This window comes from Saccharothrix sp. NRRL B-16314 (assembly GCF_000716595.1).
Classification (GTDB): domain Bacteria; phylum Actinomycetota; class Actinomycetes; order Mycobacteriales; family Pseudonocardiaceae; genus Actinosynnema.
This window is the reverse complement of record NZ_JNXC01000004.1, coordinates 233,717-258,879: the sequence shown is the minus strand read 5'-3', so window position 1 is coordinate 258,879 and position 25,163 is coordinate 233,717. Positions and strand designations below refer to the sequence as shown.

General features: G+C 71.2%; 25 protein-coding genes. 15 read left to right on the top strand and 10 right to left on the bottom strand.

Translation table 11 applies throughout. The annotated features are described in order from the left end of the window. The first annotated feature begins 5 nt into the window (after positions 1-5). The gene (locus OQ02_RS11045; RefSeq protein WP_033438219.1) at positions 6-221 is read left to right on the top strand and encodes a hypothetical protein; all 216 of its coding nucleotides are present in this window, start codon (positions 6-8) and stop codon (positions 219-221) included. Positions 222-224: 3 nt separating this feature from the next. Here the strand turns inward: OQ02_RS11045 and OQ02_RS11040 are convergent, their stop codons facing one another. Continuing rightward, positions 225-1,280 (bottom strand): ATP-dependent DNA ligase, encoded by a 1,056-nt coding sequence (locus OQ02_RS11040; RefSeq protein WP_197043278.1) that lies wholly within the window; start codon positions 1,278-1,280, stop codon positions 225-227. Between the two features lie 116 nt (positions 1,281-1,396). Between OQ02_RS11040 and OQ02_RS11035 the strand changes: the two genes are divergently transcribed. Beyond that, positions 1,397-1,900, top strand: a complete 504-nt coding sequence (locus tag OQ02_RS11035) for a DinB family protein (protein WP_033438218.1) — start codon at positions 1,397-1,399, stop codon at positions 1,898-1,900. A gap of 6 nt (positions 1,901-1,906) precedes the next feature. Here OQ02_RS11035 and OQ02_RS11030 read toward each other — a convergent pair whose 3' ends face one another. Next, positions 1,907-2,356: a cupin domain-containing protein gene (locus OQ02_RS11030; protein ID WP_033438217.1), complete on the bottom strand. Its 450-nt coding sequence runs from the start codon at positions 2,354-2,356 to the stop codon at positions 1,907-1,909. A 10-nt stretch (positions 2,357-2,366) separates the two neighbouring features. After that, positions 2,367-3,890, bottom strand: coding sequence for a GGDEF domain-containing protein (locus OQ02_RS11025; protein WP_033438216.1), 1,524 nt, complete (start codon positions 3,888-3,890; stop codon positions 2,367-2,369). A gap of 179 nt (positions 3,891-4,069) precedes the next feature. On the opposite strand from OQ02_RS11025, the gene ruvC reads away from it, so the two are divergent. The 8 genes from ruvC to OQ02_RS10980 all read left to right on the top strand — a co-directional run bounded on the left by ruvC (position 4,070) and on the right by OQ02_RS10980 (position 13,451). Further along, positions 4,070-4,675, top strand: a complete 606-nt coding sequence (ruvC, locus tag OQ02_RS11020) for a crossover junction endodeoxyribonuclease RuvC (protein ID WP_033438215.1) — start codon at positions 4,070-4,072, stop codon at positions 4,673-4,675. Continuing rightward, on the top strand, positions 4,672-5,262 hold the full coding sequence (ruvA, locus tag OQ02_RS11015; RefSeq protein ID WP_033438214.1) for a Holliday junction branch migration protein RuvA: 591 nt from the start codon (positions 4,672-4,674) through the stop codon (positions 5,260-5,262). Before ruvC ends, ruvA begins: the two co-directional genes overlap by 4 nt. 34 nt (positions 5,263-5,296) lie before the next feature. Further along, a complete protein-coding gene (gene ruvB / locus OQ02_RS11010; protein WP_033438213.1) occupies positions 5,297-6,358 on the top strand; it encodes a Holliday junction branch migration DNA helicase RuvB in 1,062 nt (353 codons plus the stop codon). Positions 6,359-6,455: 97 nt separating this feature from the next. Continuing rightward, on the top strand, positions 6,456-6,818 hold the full coding sequence (gene yajC, locus OQ02_RS11005) for a preprotein translocase subunit YajC (RefSeq protein WP_033438293.1): 363 nt from the start codon (positions 6,456-6,458) through the stop codon (positions 6,816-6,818). Positions 6,819-6,956: 138 nt separating this feature from the next. After that, positions 6,957-8,798, top strand: coding sequence for a protein translocase subunit SecD (gene secD / locus OQ02_RS11000; RefSeq protein ID WP_033438212.1), 1,842 nt, complete (start codon positions 6,957-6,959; stop codon positions 8,796-8,798). A 1-nt stretch (position 8,799) separates the two neighbouring features. After that, positions 8,800-9,981, top strand: coding sequence for a protein translocase subunit SecF (secF, locus tag OQ02_RS10995; protein WP_033438211.1), 1,182 nt, complete (start codon positions 8,800-8,802; stop codon positions 9,979-9,981). Continuing rightward, entirely contained in the window at positions 9,978-10,496 is a 519-nt protein-coding gene (locus OQ02_RS10990; RefSeq protein WP_033438210.1) for an adenine phosphoribosyltransferase, read from the top strand. The genes secF and OQ02_RS10990 overlap by 4 nt, the downstream gene beginning before the upstream one ends. Before the next feature lie 654 nt (positions 10,497-11,150). Continuing rightward, positions 11,151-13,451: a RelA/SpoT family protein gene (locus OQ02_RS10980; RefSeq protein ID WP_033438208.1), complete on the top strand. Its 2,301-nt coding sequence runs from the start codon at positions 11,151-11,153 to the stop codon at positions 13,449-13,451. Between the two features lie 70 nt (positions 13,452-13,521). Here OQ02_RS10980 and OQ02_RS10975 read toward each other — a convergent pair whose 3' ends face one another. Next, a complete protein-coding gene (locus tag OQ02_RS10975; RefSeq protein WP_156076970.1) occupies positions 13,522-13,866 on the bottom strand; it encodes a hypothetical protein in 345 nt (114 codons plus the stop codon). A gap of 467 nt (positions 13,867-14,333) precedes the next feature. Then, entirely contained in the window at positions 14,334-15,203 is an 870-nt protein-coding gene (locus OQ02_RS10970) for a peptidylprolyl isomerase (RefSeq protein ID WP_033438206.1), read from the bottom strand. A gap of 144 nt (positions 15,204-15,347) precedes the next feature. Here OQ02_RS10970 and OQ02_RS10965 point away from each other — a divergent pair, with 144 nt between their 5' ends. Genes OQ02_RS10965 through OQ02_RS10955 form a run of 3 tightly spaced genes read left to right on the top strand, consistent with a single transcriptional unit; the run spans position 15,348 to position 17,975 of the window. Further along, positions 15,348-16,049, top strand: a complete 702-nt coding sequence (locus OQ02_RS10965) for an MBL fold metallo-hydrolase (RefSeq protein ID WP_033438205.1) — start codon at positions 15,348-15,350, stop codon at positions 16,047-16,049. Positions 16,050-16,053: 4 nt separating this feature from the next. Beyond that, positions 16,054-17,349: a histidine--tRNA ligase gene (hisS, locus tag OQ02_RS10960; protein ID WP_051772150.1), complete on the top strand. Its 1,296-nt coding sequence runs from the start codon at positions 16,054-16,056 to the stop codon at positions 17,347-17,349. Then, positions 17,346-17,975: a hypothetical protein gene (locus OQ02_RS10955; RefSeq protein WP_033438204.1), complete on the top strand. Its 630-nt coding sequence runs from the start codon at positions 17,346-17,348 to the stop codon at positions 17,973-17,975. Before hisS ends, OQ02_RS10955 begins: the two co-directional genes overlap by 4 nt. Before the next feature lie 420 nt (positions 17,976-18,395). On the opposite strand, the gene OQ02_RS10950 is transcribed toward OQ02_RS10955, so the two are convergent. Beyond that, entirely contained in the window at positions 18,396-19,259 is an 864-nt protein-coding gene (locus OQ02_RS10950) for a spermidine synthase (protein WP_051772149.1), read from the bottom strand. 7 nt (positions 19,260-19,266) lie between these two features. Further along, positions 19,267-19,674: a hypothetical protein gene (locus OQ02_RS40850; protein WP_051772148.1), complete on the bottom strand. Its 408-nt coding sequence runs from the start codon at positions 19,672-19,674 to the stop codon at positions 19,267-19,269. Here OQ02_RS40850 and OQ02_RS10940 point away from each other — a divergent pair. After that, entirely contained in the window at positions 19,673-20,056 is a 384-nt protein-coding gene (locus tag OQ02_RS10940) for a DUF1304 domain-containing protein (protein WP_442973601.1), read from the top strand. The genes OQ02_RS40850 and OQ02_RS10940 overlap by 2 nt on opposite strands. Here the strand turns inward: OQ02_RS10940 and OQ02_RS10935 are convergent. From OQ02_RS10935 to pnuC, 3 genes are read right to left on the bottom strand one after another with little or no spacing between them, the layout of a single operon-like run. Then, positions 19,983-21,416 (bottom strand): YibE/F family protein, encoded by a 1,434-nt coding sequence (locus OQ02_RS10935; RefSeq protein ID WP_081915518.1) that lies wholly within the window; start codon positions 21,414-21,416, stop codon positions 19,983-19,985. The genes OQ02_RS10940 and OQ02_RS10935 overlap by 74 nt on opposite strands. Positions 21,417-21,431: 15 nt before the next feature. Continuing rightward, positions 21,432-22,547, bottom strand: a complete 1,116-nt coding sequence (locus OQ02_RS10930) for an AAA family ATPase (RefSeq protein WP_051772147.1) — start codon at positions 22,545-22,547, stop codon at positions 21,432-21,434. Continuing rightward, positions 22,544-23,194: a nicotinamide riboside transporter PnuC gene (gene pnuC, locus OQ02_RS10925; protein WP_033438202.1), complete on the bottom strand. Its 651-nt coding sequence runs from the start codon at positions 23,192-23,194 to the stop codon at positions 22,544-22,546. The genes OQ02_RS10930 and pnuC overlap by 4 nt, the downstream gene beginning before the upstream one ends. A 46-nt stretch (positions 23,195-23,240) precedes the next feature. Here pnuC and OQ02_RS10920 point away from each other — a divergent pair, with 46 nt between their 5' ends. Beyond that, a complete protein-coding gene (locus OQ02_RS10920) occupies positions 23,241-25,145 on the top strand; it encodes an intein-containing Rv2578c family radical SAM protein (RefSeq protein WP_197043277.1) in 1,905 nt (634 codons plus the stop codon). Positions 25,146-25,163 lie beyond the last annotated feature (18 nt).

The window sequence follows — 25,163 nt, the reverse complement described above, 5'->3', positions numbered from 1 at the left end:
CCACCATGAACGCCACGATCATCACCCCCAGGGACCGGGCCGTGCTCCGCGCCGTCGCCGCGGGTCGCTGCGTGTACGCCTCGGGCACGCTCCTGGTCGACGGCATCTGCTGCTGCGACCAGTTCGTCGGACCCCGGCTGGTCCGGGACGGCCTGATCGCGTCGCAACCGGGCCCGGCCCACCTGACCGACGACGGCCAAGCCCTGCTGGCCGCCGCGTGACCGCTACCCGACGTCGAAGACCTCCATGAGCTCGGCCGGCGCGACCTCTTCCAGCTGCGCGTAAGTGCACGACTCCGGCGTCCGGTCGGGGCGGAAGCGGACCAGTCTGCTGGTGTGGCGGAACCGGCCGGCCTGCACGTGCTCGTACCGCACCTCGGCGACCAACTCGGGCCGCACCGGTTCCCACGACAACGTCTTGGTCGGGTTCCACCGGCTCTGCGCGCCCGGCGTGGAGGCGTCGATCCCGGCCCACTCGGCCCACGGGTGGTCCACCAGCGCGTCCACCCGGTACGGCGCCAGCTCCTCCACCAGCTCACGGCGGCGCGCGGCGGTGAAGCTGCTGGCGACGCCGACGCTGCGCAGCACGCCCTCGTCGTCGTACAGGCCGAGCATCAGCGAACCGACGCCCTCGCCGTCCTTGTGCGGACGGAACCCGGCCACCACGCACTCGGCCGTGCGTTCGTGCTTCACCTTCCACATGACCCGCTTGTCCTGCTCGTACGGCAGGTCCGTGCGCTTGGCCACCACCCCGTCGAACCCCGCGCCCTCGAACCGGGTGAACCAGTCCTGCGCCTGGTCCGGGTCGTCCGTCGCGGGCGTCAGGTAGAGGCCCGGCACGTCCCGCAGCACGCCTTCCAGCAGCCGACGGCGCTCACCGAACGGCGTCGCCGTCAGGTCCCGGTCGTCCAGCGCGAGCAGGTCGAACGCGACGAACCCCGCCGGCGTGTCCACGGCGAGCTTGCGCACCCGCGACGCGGCCGGGTGCAGCCGTAGCTGCAACAGGTCGAAGCTCAACCCCTCCGGCGTGACGACGACGATCTCGCCGTCCACCACGCACCGGGGCGGCAACCCGGCGAGCAGCACGTCGACCACCTCGGGGAAGTACCTGGTCAGCGGCCGGTCGTTGCGGGAGCCGAGCTCCAGTTCGGCGCCGTCCCGGAACACGACGCAGCGGAACCCGTCCCACTTGGGCTCGTACACCAGACCGGGTTCGCGCGGCACGGAGTGGACGGCCTTGGCGAGCATCGGCCGCACGGGTGGCATCACGGGGAGGTCCACGCCGCCGAGCGTAAGTCGAAGCGGGAATTTCCACCGTGGATCGGAATCGAGGACCAAAGCTGTCCGCATGCGCTCCTATCGTGGTGTCAACACCGAACGGAAGGCGGAGACACCAAATGACCACCACCGCGATCGCTTCGACCGAACTGGCCGACCTCCTGGCCGTCCTCGACAGGACCCGCGGCTTCCTCCGCTTCACCGTGCAGGGCTTGACCGACGAGCAGGCGCGGCTCACGCCCACCGCGAGCGCGCTGTCCCTCGGCGGGCTCATCAAGCACGTCCGCACCGTGGAGGAGAGCTGGATGCGGTTCGCGGTCGGCGGTGCGGAGCTGATGGAGAGCGTCCAGGCCGACTGGGCGGACGGCCACCGGATGCTCGCCGACGAGACGCTCGAAGGCCTGCTCGAGGACTACGAGGAGACCGCCGCGAAGACCGGGCGGCTGCTGGCGGAGCTGGACCTGAACACCGCCCACCCGCTGCCCGAAGCACCCTGGTTCGAGGTCGGCGCGTCGTGGAGCGTCCGCAAGGTCGCGCTGCACGTGATCGCCGAGACCGCGCAGCACGCCGGCCACGCGGACATCATCCGCGAGACCATCGACGGTCAGAAGACCATGGGGTGACCCGGTTCAGAGGCGGCAGAGCCGGCGGATCGCGTCGGCGTGCGAGGGGTAGCGCGGGGCGAGGGTGTCGGCCGCACCGAACGTGACCACGTCATCGGTGTAGGGCGGCACCACCACCGTGCCGACCAGCGACCACTCGCCGTCCGGCTCGCTCGCCTGCCACACCCCGGCGGGTACGACCACCTGCGGTCGCTGCCCGGCCGCGAGGTCCGGCCCCAGCACCGGCGTGGTCACCGTGCCGTCCGGGTGCAGCAGCAGCATCCGCAACGGCGCGCCGCAGTGGTAGGCGTAGATCTCCACGTTGTCCAGCTTGTGCACGCCGGAGAACTCGCCCTCCCGCAGCAGGTAGTAGATCGAGGACACCTCGGCCGAACGCCAGGACTGCCCCCACCACCCGCCCTCCACCGGCAGCTCGGCCAGCCCCAGCGCCTCGACGGCCTCTTCGGCGTTCACCACGTGCCCCCGTTCACGACAGCCCGGCTTCCACCGAGCCGTGCACCACGACCATCCCCTTGCCCAGCCGCTTGGCCGTGTACATCGCCGCGTCCGCCGTGCCCAGCAGGTCGTCGGCGGTCAACGCCGGGTCGAACACGTCGCGGTGCGAGATCCCGATGGACGCCCGGATCCGGTGCGCCCCGTTGTCCGTCCGGTGCGGCTCGCTCATCGCCGCCAGCACCCGCTGCCCGATCTCCTCCGGCGGCTGCGGGTAGCCGTCGACCAGCACGCCGAACTCGTCACCGCCCAACCGCGCCACCACGTCCTGCGACCGCACGCAGCCCTGCAACCGCGACGCCACGATCCGCAGCACCGCGTCGCCCTCCGCGTGGCCGTAGTTGTCGTTGACGTCCTTGAACCCGTCCACGTCGATGAACAGCACCACCACCGGCGACGTGGCGGCCAGCGCCGCGTCCAGCCGCTCGCGGAACAGCGCCCGGTTCGCCACGCCCGTCAGCGGGTCGTGGTACGCCTGGTGACGCAGCCGTTCGCGGCTGTCCCGCAGCTGGTCCAGCAGCCGGACGTTGTCGATCAGCGTCAGCAGCTGACGGGCGATCACCAGCAGCACCACGCCGAGCCCGACGTAGATCTCCAGCGGGTTCAGCCGCACCCCGGTCGCCGTGCCCACCACGATGAACAGGCCGGTGACGAGCATCGGCAGGTACGGCACCAGCAGGTGCAGCAGGTCGCCCGCCCGCAACCGGGCCGCCCCCGCGCGTTCCCGCGTGCTGCCGCCGGGCGCGATCGAGCCGAGGAAGAACAACGCCGGCGCCACCATGAACCCGATGTCGACGCCCGTCGGCATGACGGTGGCGCCCTTGCTCACCATGTACGCGAACACCCACCCCGACGCGGACTGCGCCAAGCCCGCCAGCGCGATGAACAGCACCGGCAGCTGCCGCACCGACCGATGCGTCCACGACGACACCAGCAGCACGACCAGCATCACCAGGTACGCCGCCGGGTGCGCCACGACGGTCGCGAAACCCGGCCCGGAGGTGGCCCACGCGCGGACCATCGACTCCAGCAGCGACACCCACGTGAGCACGAACAGCGAGCCGACCACGATCAGCCCGTCCAGCGCGACGACGAGCTTGCTGCGGTGACCGGGCAGCTTGCCCGACCCGCCGTGGGCCAGCACCAGGATCGCGCACAGCGTCAGCGCGGGCACGAGCATGAACCCCAGCGGCGCCAGCGTGGACGAGGGCAGCGACACCCCGAGGAACACCTGGCCCCAGGTCCACGCGCACAGGCCGACGACCAGGCCGGCCATCGCCGCCGCCATCCACAGCCGCCAGCGCCGGGCCACGCCCTGACGCCGCCGGGCCGCCCGCCAGAACGACACCATCGCGGCGACCGAGGCGAGGAGCTGGGTGAACTTGTCGACCGCCACCGACGAGGGCTGGTCGAGCACCCCGGACACGGCGAGGCAGACGGCGCAGACCAGCAGAGCGCAGACGGCACCGGTGACGATGCCGAACCGCCTCAGGGTCATGGCACTCCGCATTGACCGCGACTGGAGTCGATCAGTTGACCGAGCCACTGTAGTGACACCGTGACACTGTGTCGATCTGGGTGCACGTTGGTGACCCCGCGCGTGTCACCGGCCGCTGTCCGCGGTCCACCCCTTAAGGTTCGAACTGGTGTTCGTCGGCGGTGTTGAGGGGACCAAGCGTGCGCGTGTTCGGAGTCGACCCCGGCTTGACCCGGTGCGGGTTCGGGGTGGTCGACGGCGGTCCCGGTCGCACCGTGCGGCCGGTGGCGGTCGACGTCGTGCGCACACCCGCGGACATGGACCTGGCCGTGCGGCTGCTCCGGCTGTCCGAGGCGGTCGAGGAGTGGCTGGACCGCTACCGGCCCGAGGTCGTCGCCATCGAGCGCGTGTTCAGCCAGCACAACGTCCGCACCGCCATGGGCACCGCGCAGGCGGGCGGCGTCGTGGCGCTGTCGGCCGCACGCCGTGACCTGCCGGTCGTGTTCCACACCCCGAGCGAGGTCAAGGCCGCCGTCACCGGCTCCGGCCGCGCGGACAAGGCCCAGGTGACCGCCATGGTCACCAAGCTCCTCGGCCTCAAGACCGCGCCCAAGCCCGCCGACGCCGCCGACGCGCTGGCCCTGGCGATCTGCCACCTCTGGCGCGCACCCATGCGGTCACGCCTGGAGGAGGCGCAGGCGAGGGCGGCTGAGATCGCCCGCACCCACCGCGCGAGACTGGCGCAGGCCAGTGTCCGACTGTCGACCCCGTCGACCGCCGCGAAATCCGGAGGTAAGGCCGAGTGATCTCGTCACTGCGCGGGCAGGTGCTGTCCATCGGGCTCGACCACGTCGTCGTCGAGGTCGGCGGCGTGGGCTACGCCGTGCAGGCCACCCCCGCCACGCTGGCCACGCTGCGCCGCGGCGAAGAGGTGCAGCTGGCCACGGCGCTCGTGGTGCGCGAGGACTCGCTGACCCTGTTCGGCTTCGCCGACACCGACGCCCGGGAGCTGTTCGGGCTGTTGCAGACGGTGTCCGGGATCGGGCCGCGGCTCGCGCTGGCGACCCTGGCCGTGCTCGAACCGGACAAGCTGCGCGCCGCGCTCGGCGAAGGCAACATCACCGTGTTGACGCAGGTGCCCGGTATCGGCCGCAAGGGCGCCGAACGGCTGATCATCGAGTTGCGGGACAAGGTCGGCCAACTCCCGACCACGCCGGGAAGCGTCGGCGACGACGGCCGGGTGCGCAACCAGGTCACCGAGGCGCTGCTGGGCCTGGGCTTCCCCGCGAAGCAGGCTGAGCAGGCCGTGGACGCGGTGCTGGCGGGCGACGGCACGCTCGGCACGTCCGAAGTCCTCCGCCGCTCCCTCGCCGCACTGGGCCGCAAGCGATGAACCGCGCCGACGTGCGCATCCCCGCGGAGGCGCAGTGAACTTCGAGGAGTACGAGGAGGACACCCTCAACCCGCTGCCGGACCCGGCCGAGCGGGACGTCGAGACCACCCTGCGGCCGAAGGACCTGCACGAGTTCGTCGGCCAGCCGAAGGTCCGCGAACAGCTCGAACTCGTCCTGCAAGGGGCCATGCAACGCGGCGCGCCGCCGGACCACGTGCTGCTCTCCGGCCCGCCCGGACTGGGCAAGACCAGCCTCGCCATGATCATCGCGGCCGAGCTGGGCGCGTCCCTGCGGATCACCTCCGGGCCCGCCCTCGAACGCGCGGGCGACCTGGCCGCGATGCTGTCCAACCTGGTCGAGGGCGACGTCCTGTTCATCGACGAGATCCACCGGATGGCCCGGCCCGCCGAGGAGATGCTGTACCTGGCGATGGAGGACTTCCGGGTCGACGTGGTCGTCGGCAAGGGACCCGGCGCGACCAGCATCCCGCTCGACATCGCCCCGTTCACGCTGGTCGGCGCGACCACCCGCTCCGGCGCCCTCACCGGCCCGCTGCGCGACCGGTTCGGCTTCACCGGGCACATGGAGTTCTACAGCCCCGACGAGCTGGAGCTGATCGTCCGCCGCTCGGCGAAGATCCTCGGCGTCGACCTGCGCGACGACGGCGGCCGGGAGATCGCAGGTCGCTCCCGCGGCACACCCCGCATCGCGAACCGGCTGCTCAGGCGCGTCCGCGACTACGCCGAGGTGCGCGCGGACGGCGCCGTCACCCTGGAAGTCGCGCGGGACGCCCTGAAGGTCTACGACGTGGACGAGCTGGGCCTCGACCGGCTGGACCGGGCGGTCCTGGACGCGTTGGTCCGCTCGTTCGGCGGCGGTCCGGTCGGCGTCTCCACGCTCGCCGTGGCGGTGGGGGAGGAGCCCACCACCGTCGAGGAGGTCTGCGAGCCCTACCTGGTGCGGGCCGGGATGCTGGCGCGCACCCCGCGCGGACGGGTGGCCACCGCCACCGCCTGGCTCCACCTGGGACTGGAGCCGCCCGCACGGGCGCCGGGCGAGGCCACGCGATCGCTGTTCGACGACGCCACCGAGTGATCGGGATTACTGACCTGGCACAATCGGCACCGGCACCCCAGAAATTCGGGCGTACCGGACGCTGATCGCGTTCGCTCGTCCGGTTGATCGGAGAATGATGGAACTGTCCTCCTTGATGTTCCCGCTGCTGCTCGTGCTGCTCGCGGTGCCGCTGTTCCTCAGCGCCCGCAAGCAGAAGCGGGCGGTCGCCGAGCAGCAGGCGCTGCTCAACTCCCTGGAGCCGGGCGACCGGGTCATGACGACTTCCGGGCTCTACGCGACCGTGGCGGAGGTGCGCGAAGACGACTCCACGATCGACCTGGAGATCGCCGACGGGGTGGTCACCACGTGGCTGCGCCAGGCGATCCGGGAGAAGGTCGTGGCGGACACCGAGACCGACGCGGTCGTCGACGACGTCGACGACGACCTGGCGGACGAGACCGCCGACGTCGAGCCCGTGCAGCAGGAGAGCAAGAAGTAACTGCTCGTAACCAGAAGACCTCGGCCTGGAGCCGGCAACTGTGAACGTGCCGACTCCAGGCAGTGACGCGCAGCTCACACCATCAGGGGTACGCTGCGCCCTCGCTGACCTTGTCAACTATCAGGAGACGGACGGACCGTGGCACCTCCGGCCGGGCAAATCCGCCCCGCGAAGTACCTGGGCGCATTTGTCCTCATCGTGGTCGCGCTGTACTCCCTGGTGTTTCTCACCGGGAACGGCAAGGCGACACCCAAGCTCGGTATCGACCTCCAGGGTGGCACGCGTGTCACGTTGACCGCCCGCGCTCCTGATGGGCAGACGCCGTCGGACGAAGCGCTCAACCAGGCCCGCGCGCTCATCGAGACGCGGGTCAACGGCCTGGGCGTGTCCGGCGCGGAGGTCGTCCGGGACGGCACCAACCTGGTGATCACGGTCCCCGGTTCGGACAGCGAGGGCGCCAAACGGCTCGGCCAGACCGCCAAGCTGAACTTCCGCAAGGTCATCGGCTCGCCGATGCCGAACGCAGCGCCCGAGGCCCAGCCGACGGAGAGCGCCCCGCCGTCCACGGACCCGTCCGCGCCGCCCGCGAGCAGCGTCGCGCCGTCCGAGACCGCGGCCGAGACCGCGCCGACCACGACCGCCCAGGGTCGACCGGCGCCGGCGTTCGAGGCGCAGCCCGAGACGACGACCCCGCCGGCGGCCACGACCACCCCGGCCACCCCGCCCGCGGACCCGTCCGCGCCGCCGGCCGAAGAGCAGGTCGACTGCCGCGCGGTGTTCTCCGGCGAGGTCTCCGACGACCCGACCAAGGCCGTCAAGGAGGCGAGGCACTGCCGGCAGGAACAGCTGATGATGGTCGAGGACGAGCAGACCCTCGGCCAGGCGCTCCAGGTGTTCACCTGCCCGAAGGTCGACCCGTTGCTCGGCAACGACGACCCGGCCATGCGGCTGCTGACCTGCAACCAGGACGGCACCGAGAAGTACGTGCTCGCGCCGGTCAACCCGCCGGCCGACGGCACCGTGAAGGACGACGACTACACCACCTACTCCCGGCTGACCGGTGAGGACATCGACAACGCGGTGGCCGGCACCGACCCGCAGGGCGCGGGCTTCATCGTCAACCTGACGTTCAAGGGCTCCGGCGCCGACAAGTGGGCCAAGTTCACCTCGGCGAACGTCCAGCAGCAGGTCGCGGTCGTGCTGGACAGCCAGGTGGTGTCCGCCCCGAGCATCAACGAGGCGATCCTCGGCGGCAGCACCCAGATCAGCGGCCGGTTCACCCAGGCCGAGTCGAACGGCCTGGCCAACGTGCTGAAGTACGGCTCGCTGCCGCTGTCGTTCGAGTCGTCCGAGGCCGAGACGGTGTCCGCGACGCTCGGCCTGGCCTCGATGAAGGCCGGCCTGATCGCCGGTGGCATCGGCCTGGCGCTGGTGTTCGTGTACTGCCTGTTCTACTACCGCCTGCTCGGCGTGCTGACCATCCTGTCGCTGGTGCTGTCCGGCGTGGTGGTCTACGCGGTGCTGGTGCTGCTGGGCCGCTGGATCGGGTTCACCCTCGACCTGGCGGGCATCGCCGGTTTCATCGTGTCGATCGGTATCACCGCCGACTCGTTCGTGGTGTTCTTCGAACGGTTGAAGGACGAAGTGCGCGAGGGCCGGTCGTTCCGGTCCGCCGTGCCGCGCGCCTGGATCCGTTCGCGCCGCACGATCCTGTCGGCGGACGCGGTCAGCTTCCTCGCCTCGGCCATCCTGTACGTGATCGCCGTCGGCCAGGTGAAGGGCTTCGCGTTCACCCTCGGCATGTCCACCGTGCTCGACCTGGTCGTAGTCTTCCTCGTGACGCACCCGCTGGTCAGCATGGTCTCCAAGTCGAAGTCCCTGTCCAACCCGAAGCTGTCCGGTCTCGGCGGCGCCGTGCAGGCCGCCGTCAACGACCGCGCGCTGTCGGGTGCGAAGAGCACCGCTGTGAAGGAGGTCTGACGTGGCCGAGACGAAGAAGGCCAACGTTTTCCAGCGGCTCTACGTCGGCAACGGCGCGTTCGACATCGTCGGCAGGCGCAAGCGCTGGTACATGCTGTTCGGGCTCATCCTGCTGGTCTGCATCGGGTCGATCGTGTTCCGGGGCTTCAACCTCGGCATCGACTTCACCGGTGGCACGCGCGTCCAGCTGCCCGCGAGCAGCTCGTCCGGCACGATCAGCGTCGACGCCGCCAAGGAGACGTTCGAGAAGGCCATCGGCAAGGAGCCGACCGCGGTGCAGACCGTGGGCACGGGCGACGCCGCGACCATCCAGATCCGGTCCGAGACGCTGACCGCCGAAGAGGTGTTCAAGCTCAAGGCCACGATCAACGACGACCTCAAGCCCAACGGCGGCGCGGACGCGGTCAGCGACAGCGCCGTGTCCGCCTCGTGGGGCGGTGAGATCACCGGCAAGGCGCTGCTCGCGCTCGGCGTGTTCTTCCTCGCCGTGATGATCTTCCTGGCGCTGTACTTCGAGGTGTCCATGGCGATCGCCGCGCTCGTCGCGGTGCTGCACGACGTGGTGATCACGGCGGGCATCTACTCGCTGGTCGGCTTCGAGGTCTCGCCCGCGACGGTGATCGGTCTGCTGACCATCCTCGGCTTCTCGCTGTACGACACGGTGGTGGTGTTCGACAAGGTCCGGGAGAACACCCGCGGCCTGCTCGGCCTCACCCGCCGCACGTACGGCGAGGCGTCGAACCTGGCGGTGAACCAGACCCTGATGCGCTCGATCAACACCTCGTTGATCGCGTTGCTGCCGGTGCTGGGCCTGCTGGTGATCGGCGTGGGTCTGCTCGGCGTCGGCACGCTGAAGGACCTGGCGCTGGTTCAGCTGACCGGTATCGCCATCGGCGCGCTGTCGTCCATCTACATCGCCACGCCGGTCGCGGTGGACCTGAAGATGCGTGACGCCCGGTACAAGGCGCAGGCCGCGCGGGTGAAGGCGCGTCGGGACAACCTGGCCCGCAAGGCCGGTGGCGAGGCCGTCACCGGTGGCGACGTCGTGGAGTCGACGGACGACGAGTCGGTGCAGGCGGAGTTGCGCAAGGAGAAGGCCATGGCGGCTGCCGCGGGCGTGCCCGCGCGGACCGGCAAGGCCGCCGACGTGCGCCGCCGTCCGACGGGCAAGAAGCAGCGTTGAAGCTCGACCGAGCCCTAGGGCTGCTGCGTGAGGTCCCGGACTTCCCCCTGCCGGGGGTCGTGTTCCGGGACCTCACGCCGGTCTTGGCCGACCCTGACGCGTTGCGCGCGGTGGTCGACGCCCTGCAGGACAAGATCCACCAGGACACTCAGGTGGTAGCCGCCATCGAGTCCCGCGGCTTCTTGCTGGGTGCGGCGCTCGGGTACGGCTGGCGCTACGGCGTCGTGCCGCTGCGCAAGCCCGGCAAGCTACCGGCCGTGACCCATCGCGTGTCGTACGCCTTGGAGTACGGCACGGCGACGCTCGAACTGCCTGCCGATTCGATTTCCCCTGGTCAGCGCGTTGTGGTTGTGGATGACGTGCTGGCGACCGGTGGTACGGCGGCGGCGGCGTGCGAGCTGGTCGAACGCGCCGGCGGTGTCGTGACGGGCGTGTCGGTCGTGCTGGAGATCCAGGGCTTGGGCGGCCGTGACCGCCTCGTCGGCCGTGAGGTCAGCGCCCTGCTCGCAGTCTGACCGACGGCCTCCCGCCCCCGCTCGGCGCTCTGCTCCCCCCGGCGGTCCTGCCCTGCCTGCCCGACCGCCCCGGTTGTTTGTTTCTGCCTGCCCGGCCGCCCCCCCGGCTGGTTGCTCCTACCTGCCCGTCCCCCGCCCGGCCGTCTGCCCCTGCCTGGCCGCCCCCCATCGGGCCTTCTTCCCCACCGGGCCTTCTGCCCCTGCCTGGCCTTCCGCGCTTCCTTGCCTGGCCTCCCGCCCCCGGCTCGGCCTTCTGCGCTCGCCCGACCCCCGCCCTCTCCCGGCTGTCCTTGCCAGCGCCCTTCCCCGCAGCCTTCCAGCCACCCTTCCCCGCTGCCCTCAGGCTGCCCGTCCCCGACGCCCTGACCAGTCCTTCTCCGCGCACAGCCTTCCCGCTCCATCCACAGGCGGCCGTCCAACCACCGGGATTGTCGGACCACGCCGGCAGAATTAAAACCAGGGGACCCCCCGGGCGGGGGACGCTCGCGCAGCGGTGCCCGGCGGTGTTCAAGCTGGTGGAACATGGTCAGGTCCGACTGGTCGGGCTGAACGGCGGGGTGCTGCTCGTCGTGTGAACCGCACCGCTCATCGGCACGCCGCCCTGGTCGGGCACCCAACGGAGCTATCCTCGGTTCCTAGACCCGAGGAGCGTGGTTGAGCCAGGACACCGAACCAGCGCAGACGACGCCGCCAGTGCCCGCACGGCCGCCGTCGGCGACGAGGCGCGTGCGCGCGAGGCTGGCACGTCGGATCACCGCCCAGCGCGCCGCGCCGGTCAAACAGGTGCTCGAACCGCTGGCCGCCGTCCACCGCGACCTGCACCCCAAGGCGGACCTGGCGCTGCTCCAGCACGCCTACGACGTGGCGGAGGAGAAGCACCGGCCGCAGCGGCGGAAGTCCGGTGACCCCTACATCACGCACCCCCTCGCGGTGGCGACGATCCTGGCCGAGCTGGGCATGGACACGACCACGCTGGTCGCGGCCCTCCTGCACGACACGGTCGAGGACACGGACTACTCGCTGGACCAGCTTCGAGTCGACTTCGGCACCGAGGTCTCGCTCCTCGTGGACGGCGTCACGAAGCTCGACAAGGTGAAGCTCGGCGCGGCGGCCGAGGCCGAGACCATCCGCAAGATGGTCATCGCCATGGCCAAGGACCCCCGGGTGCTGGTCATCAAGCTGGCCGACCGGCTGCACAACATGCGCACCATGCGGTTCCTCCCGCCGGAGAAGCAGGCACGCAAGGCCCGCGAAACCCTCGAAGTGCTCGCGCCCCTCGCGCACCGCCTCGGCATGGCGACGGTGAAGTGGGAGCTGGAGGACCTCGCCTTCGCGATCCTCCAGCCGAAGAAGTACGACGAGATCGTGCGCCTGGTCGCGAACCGCGCGCCGTCCCGCGACACGTACCTGGGCGGCGTGATCGGCGAGCTGACCCAGCAGCTGGAGTCCGCCCGGATCACCGCGAAGGTGGAGGGCCGGCCCAAGCACTACTACTCGATCCACCAGAAGATGATCGTGCGCGGTCGGGACTTCGACGACATCCACGACCTGGTGGGCGTGCGGATCCAGGTGGACGAGGTCCGCGACTGCTACGCCGCCATGGGCGTGGTGCACGCGCTGTGGCAGCCCATGCCCGGCCGGTTCAAGGACTACATCGCGCAGCCCCGGTTCGGCGTGTACCAGTCGTTGCACACGACGGTCATCGGGCCGGACGGCAAGCCGCTGGAAGTGCAGATCCGGACGTACGACATGCACCGGACCGCCGAGTACGGCATCGCGGCGCACTGGCGGTACAAGGAGACGCGCGGCACGCACACCGGCAAGGGCGTCGAGGTCGACGAGATGGCCTGGATGCGCCAGCTGCTGGACTGGCAGCGGGAGGCGGCAGACCCGGGCGAGTTTCTGGAGTCGCTGCGGTTCGACCTGGCGGCGCGGGAGATCTTCGTCTTCACCCCGAAGGGCGACGTCGTCACCCTGCCCACGGGCTCCACGCCGGTCGACTTCGCGTACGCCGTGCACACCGAGGTGGGCCACCGGTGCATCGGCGCCCGGGTGAACGGGCGGCTCGTCGCGCTCGAGCGGAAGCTGGAGAACGGCGAGGTCATCGAGATCTTCACCTCGAAGGCCGAGGGCGCGGGGCCGTCCCGCGACTGGTTGTCGTTCGCGGCGTCACCGCGGGCCAAGGCGAAGATCAAGCAGTGGTTCGCGAAGGAGCGCAAGGAAGAGGCCATCGAGGTCGGCAAGGACGCCATCGCCAAGGAGGTCCGCCGCGTCGGGCTGCCCCTCCAGCGACTCGTCTCGGCCGACTCCATGGGCGCCTTGTCGAAGGAACTGCACTACCCCGACGTGTCCGCGCTCTACGCGGCCGTGGGGGAGGGGCACACCTCCGCGCGGCACGTGGTCCAGCGGTTGGTGGCGCAGCTCGGCGGGGTCGAGCACGCCGAGGAGGAGCTGGCCGAGCGGTCCACGCCGTCCACCGTCACGCGGCGGCGGGTCACCGGTGACGCCGGTGTCATCGTCAAGGACGCGTCCGACGTGTGGGTCAAGCTGGCCCGCTGCTGCACGCCCGTGCCGGGTGACGACATCCTCGGTTTCGTCACGCGGGGCGGCGGTGTGTCCGTGCACCGGACCGACTGCACCAATGCGGACGAACTGCTGAGCACGCCCGAGCGCTTGCTGGACGTCGAGTGGGCGCCGTCGTCGTCGTCGGTGTTCCTGGTGGCGATCCAGGTGGAGGCGCTCGACCGGCACCGGCTGCTGTCGGACGTGACGAAGGTGCTGGCCGACGAGAAGGTGAACATCCTGTCGGCGTCGGTGACCACGTCGCGCGACCGGGTGGCGGTGTCCCGGTTCTCGTTCGAGATGGGCGACCCGAAGCACTTGGGCCACGTGCTCAAGGCGGTCCGCAGCGTCGAGGGCGTCTACGACGTCTACCGCGTGACGTCCGCGTCCTGAGGCCTGCCCCCGGACGAACGCCGGGTCCGGCGCGTGATCGCGCCGGACCCGGGTCGGGAAAAGCCGTCTACTACGGGATGCAGGGGCCCTGGAGCACCTCGACGGTGGGCGTGTCGGCGCCGACGAAGGTGTCGCTGTGCGGCGCGGTGCACTTGTACGACCACGGGTTCGACCAGATGTGCCAGCGGATGATGATGGGCGAGTTCGTGCAGTTGCCCCAGTACCATCCCCAGAACTCCTCGTGCAGCCCGCAGATGACCTGCGCGCCCACGTCACCGGACGGTGCCGGCGCGGCAGCCACGGCCTGCGGTGGTGCGGCGGTCTCGGCCTGCGCGGCCTGAACGCCCGTGAACATCATGAACAATGCGGAAATCACGACCGCCGTGCGTACGGCGAACGATTTGGCGAACTTCAACTTCCCTCCCTGGAAATTGATGCCCGAATTGGTTTCTCGGGTAAGCGAATCGAATCGCCTGGCCGTTCGGGAGGGTATCCGCTGATTGGGTGTGGTCGCGTCAATACGGAGCGTGATTGCCGGAACGCGCTCTCTACCAGCGAATAGCTTAGAAATGCGTGTCAGCCCTGGGCGATTCCCGATTCGCTGAATGCCCGCACGGCGGGCATTCGCCGCCACGCTGTCCCGCCGCGGGAGTCCGACGTCCGCCGGTCACTCGCCCGTTTAGCCGTCCCAGGGCGTCCACCTGCCGGAACGCGCCCGCGCGGTCGGGTCGCGTCAGCGAAACGTCATCGCGCGGTGGGACAATCCGCCTGTCGGTCCCCACAAACCGACGGGGAAGGCGCAGGGGCCCGGCACTCCTCTCCCGAGTGCCGGGCCCCTGCGTGTTCGCCCGTGGTCTGCGGACGGGGTCTGCGCGACGCGGTCTACGCGACGGAGACCGACTCGAACTTCACTTCCTTGTTCGGCTTGCCGCCACCGGGCGCCGGGTCGAACGCACCGTCGTGGCCCGCACGGGCGACCTCGTCGACCAGCTTCAGGCCGGCCTCGTCGATGCTGCCGAAGACCGTGTAGTCCGGCGCCAGCTGCGCGTTGCCGTAGACGATGAAGAACTGGCTCCCGTTGGTGCCCTTCTGGGTCGCCTCGTCCGTGCCCGCGTTCGCCATCGCCAGGTAACCCCGGCCGTAGGTCAGCTCGGGCCACGTCTCGTTGTCGAACGTGTACCCGGGACCACCGGAACCCGTGCCCGTCGGGTCACCGCACTGGAGCATCTGGAGCCCCTCGGTGCCGATGCGGTGGCAGCTGCTGCCGTCGTAGTAGCCCTGCTTGACCAGGCTGATGAAGCTGTTCACCGCACACGGCGCCAAAGCGCGGTCCAGGGTCAGCTTCAGCTCGCCGATGTTCGCCTTGATGGTGGCGGTCGCGGTGCCGGTCGCGGCGACGCCGCCTGCCTCGGGGGCCTTCGTGCCCTCCTTGGACGCGGGCTCCGTGGACGCCCGGTACTCGCAGGTCGCCGGGTCCGCGATCGGGGTCGGACGCGTCGGCAGCGCCTTGACCTCGGTGGGGATCTCGATCGGCGCGGCCGGGGTGGTCGAGGTAGCGGCGGCGTCGTCACCTGTGTCGTTGCCGAAGTCGGCCGTGGCGAAGAAGTACACACCACCCGCCACGACTACGACGGTGGCGGCGGTCGCGACTACAGCGAGCATCCGGCGCCGCTTCGCGCGCTCAGCCCTGCGGACGAGCTGGCGTTCCAGCTTCCGCTTGGCCTGCTCGCGGCGCTGCACGTTGGTCGGCACCTGCAACCTCCCTGATCTCCCGTCGACGGCGACGATCGGTCAGCAGTCTAGGGGGCACGTATATGGCTGGTGTATGCCGGATAGGCTGGTTGACGGGGTCCGCAGGGATCCGTTGTAGATCCGTTGCCGACGAGAGGTGATCCCGTGCTGGTGATCGGGTTCCCGACCGGCGCCCTCCAGGCCAACTGCTTCGTGCTGGCCACGGGTGCCGGCGGGGCGTGCGTGGTGGTCGATCCCGGCCAGGACGCGGCCGAGCCGATCGCCGAGGCGCTGCGCGAGCACCGGCTGTCCCCGGTCGCGGTGCTGCTCACGCACGGGCACTTCGACCACTCGTTCTCCGTCGCGCCCGTCTGCGACGGCAACGACATACCGGCGTGGATCCACCCCGACGACCGCGACCTGCTGTCCGACCCGCTCAAGGGGATCAGCGCCGAGTCGCGGTCCTTCTTCGGCGGCAACCTGGAGATGCGGGAGCCGCGCGAGGTGCGCGAACTGACCGACGGCGCCGAGCTGGACCTGGCGGGTCTCCGGCTGACCGTCGACCACACACCGGGCCATACCGGCGGGTCGGTGATGTTCCGCGCCGGCACGGAAGAGGGCGGACGGCTCGTGCTGTCCGGCGACACCCTCTTCGCCGGCTCCATCGGACGCACCGACCTGCCGGGCGGCAACCACCGCGAGATGCTGACGTCCCTGCGCACCAAGGTGCTGACGTTGGCCGACGACACGGTGGTGCTGCCCGGCCACGGGCCCACGACGACCATCGGCCGCGAGCGCGCGGGCAACCCGTTCCTGCTGGGACTGGGTTCAGCCGACGCGCCGGCCGCACCGCACCGAGGACTGTAGAACCGTGACGACGTCTTCCTCCGCACCCGCTTCCTCCGCACCACCGTTCGCCGCGCCCAAGGGCGTGCCCGACTACTTCCCGCCGACCTCCGCGTCGTTCCTGGCGGTCCGCGACACCCTGATCGAGTCCGCGCGCCGGGCCGGGTACGGCTACGTCGAGCTGCCCGTCTTCGAGGACACCGCGCTGTTCGCGCGTGGCGTCGGCGAGTCGACCGACGTGGTCAGCAAGGAGATGTACACGTTCACCGACCGGGGCAACCGGTCGATCACGCTGCGGCCCGAGGGCACGGCCGGCGTGATGCGCGCGGTGATCGAGCACGGGCTCGACCGCGGGCAGTTGCCGGTGAAGCTCGCGTACGCGGGGCAGTTCTTCCGCGCCGAGCAGCCGCAGGCCGGGCGCTACCGGCAGTTCCACCAGGTCGGCGTCGAGGCGGTCGGCGTGGACGACCCGGCGTTGGACGCCGAGGTCATCGCGGTCGCCGACGCGGGGTTCCGGGCGTTGGGGCTGACCGGGTACCGGCTTGAGCTGACGTCGCTGGGCGACACCACGTGCCGTCCGCAGTACCGGGAGAAGCTGCAGGACTTCCTGGCCGCGCTGCCGCTGGACGAGGAGACGCGGCGGCGGGCCGAGCTGAACCCGTTGCGGGTGCTGGACGACAAGCGGCCCGAGGTGCGTGAGCTGGTCGCGGACGCGCCGCTGATGGTGGACAACCTGTCGGCGGAATCGCTGGCGCACTACGAGCAGGTCAAGGGCTACCTGAACGACCTGGGCGTGAAGTTCGTGGAGAACCCGCGGATGGTGCGCGGTCTGGACTACTACACGAAGACGACGTTCGAGTTCGTGCACGACGGGTTGGGCGCGCAGTCCGGCATCGGCGGCGGCGGGCGTTACGACGGGTTGATGGAGCAGTTGGGCGGGCAGCCGCTGTCCGGCGTCGGGTTCGGGCTCGGCGTGGACCGGGCGCTGCTGGCGTGCCAGGTCGAGGGCGTGTCGCCGGGTGACGAGACGCGGTGCGACGTGTACGGCGTGCCGTTGGGCGAGGCGGCGAAGTCGCGGCTGGTCGCGTTGTCCGCGCCGCTGCGTGCGGCCGGGGTGCGGTTCGACCTGTCGTACGGCGGCAAGGGGCTCAAGGGTGCGATGAAGGGCGCCGACCGGTCCGGTGCGCGGTTCGCGCTGGTGCTGGGCGAGCGTGACATCGAGGCCGGCGTCGTGCAGGTGAAGGAGTTGGCGTCGGGTGACCAGCGTCCCGTGCCGCTGGCGGACGTGGTGATCTCGGTGCTGGAGGCGTTGGGCCGGTGAGCGAGCGGATTGCCCTTGACCTGCTCGACCCGAAGGCGGTGCGCAAGCGCGCGCGGACGGTCGGCATCGGCGCGCTGATCGTGGCCGGCGCGTTCGGCGGGTTGCTGGGGTTGCTCGCCGGGCGGACCGCCGGTCTGGTGACGGCGGCGGTGTTCGCGCTGCCGCTGTTGCTGCTGGCGTGGTCCGAGGCGCGGCGGCGGGTGTGGCTGGACGGCCGCGTGCTGTCGGTGCGCGCGTTCGGCACGCGTTCGGTGGACCTCCACGTCGCCGACCAGTTGGATCTGCTCGTCACCGACATGCGTGGCACCCGGACTGTCGGGCTGTTCGTGCGTGGCGGGGGCAAGGCGATCAACTTGGCGTTGGCGATCTACGCGGGGACCGGTGGACGGGAGCAGGGCGTCCTGTCGCTGCGCAAGCTGGCCGACGTGCTGGCGGGTCGGGGTGACGCGCCGGGGTTGGTGTTCTCCGAGCTGCTGGTGGCCCAACTGCGTGCCGAGGCCCGCGGCCTGGCCGCCGCCGACCGACCCCTCTACCGGCTGGGCTCCATGGCGCCCACCGGCCGGCTGGCCCAGAAGCTCACCCCCGAAGCCATCTCCCGCTTCGTCTCGACCCTCGACCAGGCCTGACACGTCCGCTCCGTCGGTGAGGTGCGGCGGCGTGCGGTGATGCCAGCGGCGTGCGGTGGGTGAGGCGGCGTGCGGTGACTCGTGCGGCGGGTGCGGCGGGTGCGGTGACGCCGGCGGTGTGCGGTGACGCGTGCGGCGGGTGCGGTGACGCGTGCGGTGTGCGGTGACGTTGATGGGGTGACGTTGGTGGGGTGCGGCGGCGTGCGGCGGGGCCGTGCGCGGCGGCCCCACCCCTCGTCCGGAGCCGCCGCCGGTACCCACGCGCAACGAGCATCCGACGTGCCGGTACACCGGCGGTACATGCCCGCTTAAGCGCGACGTCCGCGTTCTGAGCGTTGAATTCGGGGGTCGCGAACGTAGGACTCACGGGTTCTGAACGTAGGACTCACGCGTTTTCGGGGTGGCCGCGCCGCTAGCCGCTCACTCGTCGGGCAGGCCCCAAGTGCCCTTGGGCGGGGAAGGTGACTGGGTGGCCGTTTCGTCCGTGGTCGCCGGCGCGCCGCCGATGAAGCGGATCAGGGAGTCGTCGTGCTCGACGCGCCCCGGGAACGGGTCGCCGGCCGTGAGCCTGGTCAGGGCCGCGACCGGCAGCTCGACGTGTGACGCGACGATGACGAAGTTGCCGAACCGCCTGCCCCGGAACACACCCGGCTCCGCCAGCACGCACACGTGCGGGAACACGGCGCGGACGGTGGCGGCCTGCGCCTTGGCGAACGCCAGCTTGCCGCCGTCGCCGATGTTCGCCGCGTAGACCCCACCCGGGCGCAGGGTGTGCGACGCCAGCGCGACGAACTCGACCGACGTCAGGTGCGCGGGCGTCCGGGCACCGGCGAACACGTCGGTCACGACCAGGTCGAACGCGTCCTCGGGCGCCTTGGCCAGCACTGCCCGCGCGTCACCGTTGCGGATGCGCAGCCGCCAGTTCCGGTCCAGCGGGAGGACGCCCCGGACCAGGTCGATCAACGCCGCGTCGATCTCCACGACCTGCTGGGTGGACCGCGGCCGAGTGGTGGCGATGTACCGGGGGAGGGTGAGCGCGCCGCCGCCCAGGTGCAGCACCCGGATCGGGTCGCTGCCCGGCGCGACCAGGTCGGCGACGTGGCCGAGCCTGCGCAGGTACTCGAACTCAAGGTGCGTCGGGTCGTCCAGGTCGACGTGCGACTGCGGCGTGCCGTTCAGGCGCAGCATCCACGCCCTGGGCACGTCCGGGTCGGGAACCAGTTCCGCGATGCCCGAGTCGACCTCCCGGCTGATGGTCTCGTCGGCTTTCCGGATCCGTCCCACCCGCTGATTATCCAGGTAGCGCCGGTCCGCGACGCTTGCGGTCCGGCAGCCGGTCGACCAACCGGCCCAACCGCTCGGTGGTGCCCTGCAGCGGCCCGAGCGCGGCGGCCAGCACCCGGATCGACTCGTCGAGCTGCCCGGTGTCGTCCGCCAGCGCGGTGATCTTGGGCGCCAGGTCCGCCAGCTGCTGCCGGACCGCTTCCAGCTGGTGCAACGCCTCCGGCAGCTCGTTGGCGAGGAACGTGGCGAGCTGTTCCAGCCGTTCGAGCGTGCCGCGCAGCTCGACGACCTGCGGCAGTGCCTGCGCCAGTGGTGCCAGCTGCTCCAGGGCGTCCGCGATCCGCGGCAGTGACAGCACGCCCGAGACCAACCCGGTGGCGACCCGGGTGGTGAGGCTCAACACGGTCCTCAGCATGCGAGTACGTTACCGATCCGTGCAGATCGCCGCTGATGTCCTGACCGCGCTCGTCGCGGCCGTCCACCTCTACATCGTCGTGCTGGAGATGTTCCTCTGGACCACTCCGCGAGGCCGTGCGACGTTCGGCACGACCGAGGCGTTCGCCGCCGAGTCCAAGGTGCTGGCCGCCAACCAGGGGCTCTACAACGGCTTCCTGGCAGCCGGTCTGATCTTCGCGTTGATCGCGCCGGGCACGACGGGGTTCGCGTTCGCGGTGTTCTTCCTGATCTGCGTGATCGTGGCGGGCCTGTACGGCGCGGCGACGGTCAGTCGTCGGATCCTGGTCGTGCAGGCCGTGCCCGCCGCGATCGCCCTGGTGCTGGTCCTGCTTGCCCGCTAGCGGCGGGACGGCGCCACGGACCCTTGGCCGGGTCGTAGCCGGTCCGCAGGTCACCGGACACCCGCTTGCGCCACGTGGGGTTCAGCGCCGACGTGACCTCGTCCGTGTCTGGCGTGCGGTCGTCGTCGGGCGCGGGGGAGGCGGGGAACGGTTCGCGACCGGCGACGAACGTGGCCAGGGCGGTGGTGATGGGCACGGCGGCCACCAGGCCGATGCTGCCCACCAGCGTCCGCACGACCTCCTGCGCCACCTCCTGCGCGGTGAGGATCTCGCCCAGCGTCCGCCCGGACAGCGAGAACGCCAGCAGCAACGGCAGCGCCGTGCCCGCGTACGCCATGACCAGCGTGTTCACCACGGATGACAGGTGGTCGCGGCCGATCCGCGACCCCGCCGCGTACAGCTCCCGGAACCCGAGCGACGGGTTCGCCCGGCGCAGCTCCCACACCGCGCTGGTCTGCGTCACGGTCACGTCGTCCAGCACGCCCAGCGCGCCGATGATGGTGCCCGCCAGCAGCAGCCCGCGGGTGTCGATGTCGTGCCCGAGCAGCGACACCAGGTTCGCGCTCTCCTGGTCCAGCCCGGTCAGCTTCCCGAACGCGGAGAACGCGGCACCCAGCACGCCGATCAACGCCAGGCTGGCCAACGTGCCCAGCACCGCCGTGGACGTCCGCGCGGAGAACCCGTGCGTCAGGTACAGCACCACGAACATGATCAGCCCGGCGCCGACGACGGCCACGGTCAGCGGGCTCTCACCGGCGAGGATCGCGGGCAGCACGAACAGCGCCAGCACCACGAAGCTCAACGCCAGCGCGCCCAGCGCCGCCAGCCCCTGCCACCGCCCCAGCAGCAGCACCGCCGCCGCGAACAGCACGGCGAGCAGCAGCAGCGGAACCCCGCGCTGGAAGTCGGCCAGCTGGTACGACGTGCTGTCGTTCGGGTCGCCGCCGCCGTAGGACAGCACGACCGCGTCACCGACCTCGAACTTCGGCGTGCCCGGCTGGTCGGGGATCGGGATGCGGACGTCCCGCCCGGCCGCCGCGCCGTCGCTCATCTTCACGGTCACCAGGAAGCACCCGGTGGCGCCGGGCGCGGTCGCGTCCGGCCCGCACCCGCCCTGCGCCACGGCCGTCACGTCACCGCGCACCGGCACCTGCGCGAGCCCGGCCTCCGCGCCCGTGCGCTGCTCGTGCCCGAACGGGTACAGCAGCAGCGTGCCCACCACGGTGGCCAGCGCGAACGGCAGCAGCAGGACCAGCAACAGCTTCCGAACCGGCTGGGAGGAGGGTTCGGTGGAGCGGCCGTGTCCGTGTCCGTGTCCGCCGTGCGCGGCGATCAGATCCTTGGCGTGCACGGCGCACATACTGCCCGACCCACCTCAGGCGTGCGGTGTCACGCTCGGCAAGCCGACCGTGACCTGACCGAGCGGGTCGGTGAACCGGAAGTGCCGGGCCACCGCCTCCTCGCACGCCGCGAGGGCCTGCCGCAGCCGCTGCTCCGGCGACCCGGTGACCAGCCGCCACGGCACGTCCCGCGCGGACAGTCCCGCCTGGAACTCGGCCGTCATCCACGCCCGCAGGTGCTCGCCGTCCCGCCACCCGTCCTGCTCGAACGGCACGCCGACGTGATCGGTGAGCAGGTACAGGGCGGGGCGGTCGGCGTCCGGCGCGATGTCCGGGTGCGGCGCGCCCAGGTACCGGTGGCCCCAGACGGTCGCCGCCCACGAGTCGTTGTCGCACACCAGGACCGGGCCGTCCACCGCGGCGTCGGTCAGCTCCCGCTGCCGGCGCGCCACGTCCTGGAAGTCGCCGACCGTCCACACCAGACCGTCCACGGCGGCGTCCGGGTCGAACGCGCGGGCGGCGGCCAGCTTCAGCTCGGTGTGCTCACGCCCGTACTCGGGCACCCACGGCGCGCCCAGCGCAGCCGCGAGGTCGCGCGACAACGTCGTGGTGCCGGTGCTCTCCGCCCCGAGCACGACGATCCGCGCGCACAGCCCCACCCGGGTCGCCCGCGCGAGGTGCGCCCACTGGCCGCGCGGATCGGCCCGGACCGCCGTCCCCGACACGGGGAAGGTGTCGCGGTCCACGTCGACCAGCACGTGCGCGGCGCCCAGCCGTTTGGCCATCTCGTCGCCGTAGTGCTCGCTGGAGAACACCGCGTCGACCGCCGCCGACGCCGGGTCGCCGTCCATGATCGCCCGTCGCGCGAGAACCGCCCTCGCCACGCCCATGTGCAGCTCCCACACGGCGTCGCTGTGGAAGTCCATCTCGTGGTCGTCCACGTCGCCGAGCACGACGAGACCGGGCGTGCCGGCGTGCTCGGCGCGCAGCCACGCCACCCGGTCGGCCACCGGGATGGACTCGACGGCCGACGCCAGCACGGTCACGGTGGTCCGCCGGCTGCGCGCGGCGGCGGTGCGGATGAGGTGGTGGTGGCCGGCGTGGGGCGGGTAGAACTTGCCGAGCACCAGCGCGTGGTCGAAGTCGGTCACGCGGCGACCAGCTCGTCGCGCTCGTCCTCGCGCAGGGCCTTCGTCCAGTTGCGCAGGCCCAGCACGCAGAGGGCCATGAAGCCGACGTAGAGGATCGCCGTCAGCCACAGGTCCTTGTAGGCGTACAACGGAACGTAGATCACGTCCGCGGCGATCCACAGCCACCAGCACTCGACCTTCTTGCGGGTCTGGCCCCACGTGGCCAGCAGGGAGAGCACGGTGGTCACGGAATCCGGCCAGGGCACCGTCGAGGTGGTGAACGAGGTGAGCACCCACACCAGCAGCAGCGTCCCGGCCACGCCGGCCGCCAGCAGCCACCACCACTGCGCGCGGGTGGTCCGGCTGACCGGCAGCGGTGTGCGTTCGGTGCCGCCCCGGAGCCACGCCCACCAGCCGTACAGCGCGAGCGCGACGTAGACGACCTGGAGCCACGAGTCGGCGTACAGGCCGCTGGTCGCGAACAGCACCAGGAAGGCGAGGTTGTTGAGGATGCCGATCGGCCAGTTCAACGGGTTCTGCCGGGCCACGAGCCACACGCAGAGCGCGCCGGTGATGAAACCGGCCACCTCGCCCCAGCTGGTGGTCACGCCGGCGAAGGTCACCGCGGGGGTGTTGAAGGGCCAGAGGATGACGTCCAGCACTGACACGGGCACTCCGTTTGACCGTAGTTCGAACACATGTTCGAATGGACTTATGCGATGGGACGGGCAGAAGGACGGGGCCGACCGGCAGCAGGCTCTGCCGGGGTTGCCGGGGCTGGTTCGCAGCGTACGAACTCCGGACTTCGCCGACATCGTGTTCCACGAGGTGAACGCCAAGTCCGTGCTCAACAAGGTCCAGGGCGGTGACCTGCCGTTCGGCTGGACGGTCAACCCGTACCGGGGCTGCACGCACGGCTGCACGTACTGCCTGACCGGTGACACGCCGGTGCTGCTGGCCGACGGGCGCACCAAGCCCATCGCCGAGCTGACCGTGGGCGAGGCGGTGTTCGGCACGGTCGAAGGCCGGTTCGTGGTCACCCGCGTGCGGGCGCACTGGCAGACCACCAAGCCCGCGTACCGGGTGACGTTGGCCGACGGCACCCAGGTCGTCTCGGGCGGCGACCACCGGTTCCTCACCGACGAGGGCTGGAAGCACGTCACGCCCGGCCGGTGCGCGGACTTCGAGGAACGCCCGTTCCTGGTCAAGGGCGCGCAGCTGGTCGGGACGGGCCGGTTCGCCGCACCGCCCGCGCAGGGCGAGCAGTACCGCACCGGCTACCTGTGGGGCGTGGTGCGCGGCGGTCTGCCCAGCCACCCGGACGTGCTGGCCCGGCTGCGCGAGTACACCGGCGGGCGCGTGCCGCGCGAGCAGGACCTGGTCGACTGGCCGGTGACGCCGGGGGAGGAGTGGTCGAAGGGGTTCCTGGCGGGCCTGTTCGACGCGCGCGGCAGCTCCACCGGCGGGCAGTTGGTGATGTCCAGCGCCGACGGCGCGGTGTTCGACGCGGCGGTGCTGGCGTTGACCCGGCTGCGCGTGGGGCACGTGGTCGAGGTGCGCGGGGTGCGGGTCCTCGGCGGGCTGGCCGAGCGGCTGCGGTTCCTGCACCTGATCGGTCCGGCGATCCCGCGCGGCAACGCGGTGGAGGGCATGACCGTGCCCGTGACGTCCCGGCTGGCGGTGGTGTCGGTCGAGTCGCTGGGGGTGGCGCGGACCCTGTACGACATCACCACCGGCACCGGTGACTTCGTGGCCAACGGCCTGGTCAGCCACAACTGCTTCGCCCGCAACACGCACACGTACCTGGACCTCGACGCGGGGCGGGACTTCGACACCCAGGTGGTGGTGAAGGTCAACGCGGTGGAGGTGCTGAAGGGTCAGCTGCGGTCCCGCCGGTGGCGGCGCGAGCACGTGGCCATGGGCACGAACACCGACCCGTACCAGCGGGCGGAGGGTCGGTACGCGTTGATGCCGGGCATCATCCGGGCGCTGGCCGACTCCGGGACGCCGTTCTCGATCCTCACGAAGGGCACCGTGCTGGCCCGCGACCTCCCGCTGCTGGCGGACGCGGCGTCGTCGGTGTCGGTGGGCATCGGGGTGTCGCTCGCGTTGTTGGACCGGGACCTGCAGGCAGGCCTCGAACCGGGCACGCCGACCCCTCAGGCGCGGTTGGACCTGGTGCGCCGGATCCGGGACGCGGGCCTGCCGTGCGGGGTGTTCGTCGCGCCGGTGCTGCCCCGGCTGACCGACTCGGACGAGCAGTTGGACGAGCTGCTGGCGTCCATCGCGGCGGCGGGCGCGACGGGCGTGACCGTGCTGCCGCTGCACCTGCGGCCGGGCGCGCGGGAGTGGTTCGCCCGGTGGCTGCTGCGGGAACGGCCGGACCTGGCCGGTGACTACCGGGAGCTGTACGCGCGCGGGTCCTACGTGGACGCCCGGTACCGCCGTCTGCTCGCCGCCCGCATCGGCCCACTGCTGGCCAAGCACGGTTTGGACGCGCGCGGCAAGCGTGCGGAGGTGGGCGTTCCGGGCGACGAGGAAGGTCTGTGGCCCGAAGGCAGCCTCCCCGCGTCGACCCCACCGGCGCCCCTGGTCCAGGAGCAGCTGACCCTGCTCTGACCGGCCCCGAAAGCGGTG

Bases quoted from the DNA above. Each gene is read 5' to 3' on its own strand.
- OQ02_RS11045 (WP_033438219.1), top strand. From the start codon at position 6: ATGAACGCCACGATCATCACCCCCAGGGACCGGGCCGTGCTCCGCGCC.
- OQ02_RS11035 (WP_033438218.1), top strand. From the start codon at position 1,397: ATGACCACCACCGCGATCGCTTCGACCGAACTGGCCGACCTCCTGGCC.
- OQ02_RS11025 (WP_033438216.1), bottom strand. From the start codon at position 3,890: ATGACCCTGAGGCGGTTCGGCATCGTCACCGGTGCCGTCTGCGCTCTG.
- yajC (WP_033438293.1), top strand. From the start codon at position 6,456: ATGGAACTGTCCTCCTTGATGTTCCCGCTGCTGCTCGTGCTGCTCGCG.
- OQ02_RS10940 (WP_442973601.1), top strand. From the start codon at position 19,673: ATGCGAGTACGTTACCGATCCGTGCAGATCGCCGCTGATGTCCTGACC.
- OQ02_RS40850 (WP_051772148.1), bottom strand. From the start codon at position 19,674: ATGCTGAGGACCGTGTTGAGCCTCACCACCCGGGTCGCCACCGGGTTG.
- OQ02_RS10935 (WP_081915518.1), bottom strand. From the start codon at position 21,416: ATGTGCGCCGTGCACGCCAAGGATCTGATCGCCGCGCACGGCGGACAC.
- OQ02_RS10920 (WP_197043277.1), top strand. From the start codon at position 23,241: ATGCGATGGGACGGGCAGAAGGACGGGGCCGACCGGCAGCAGGCTCTG.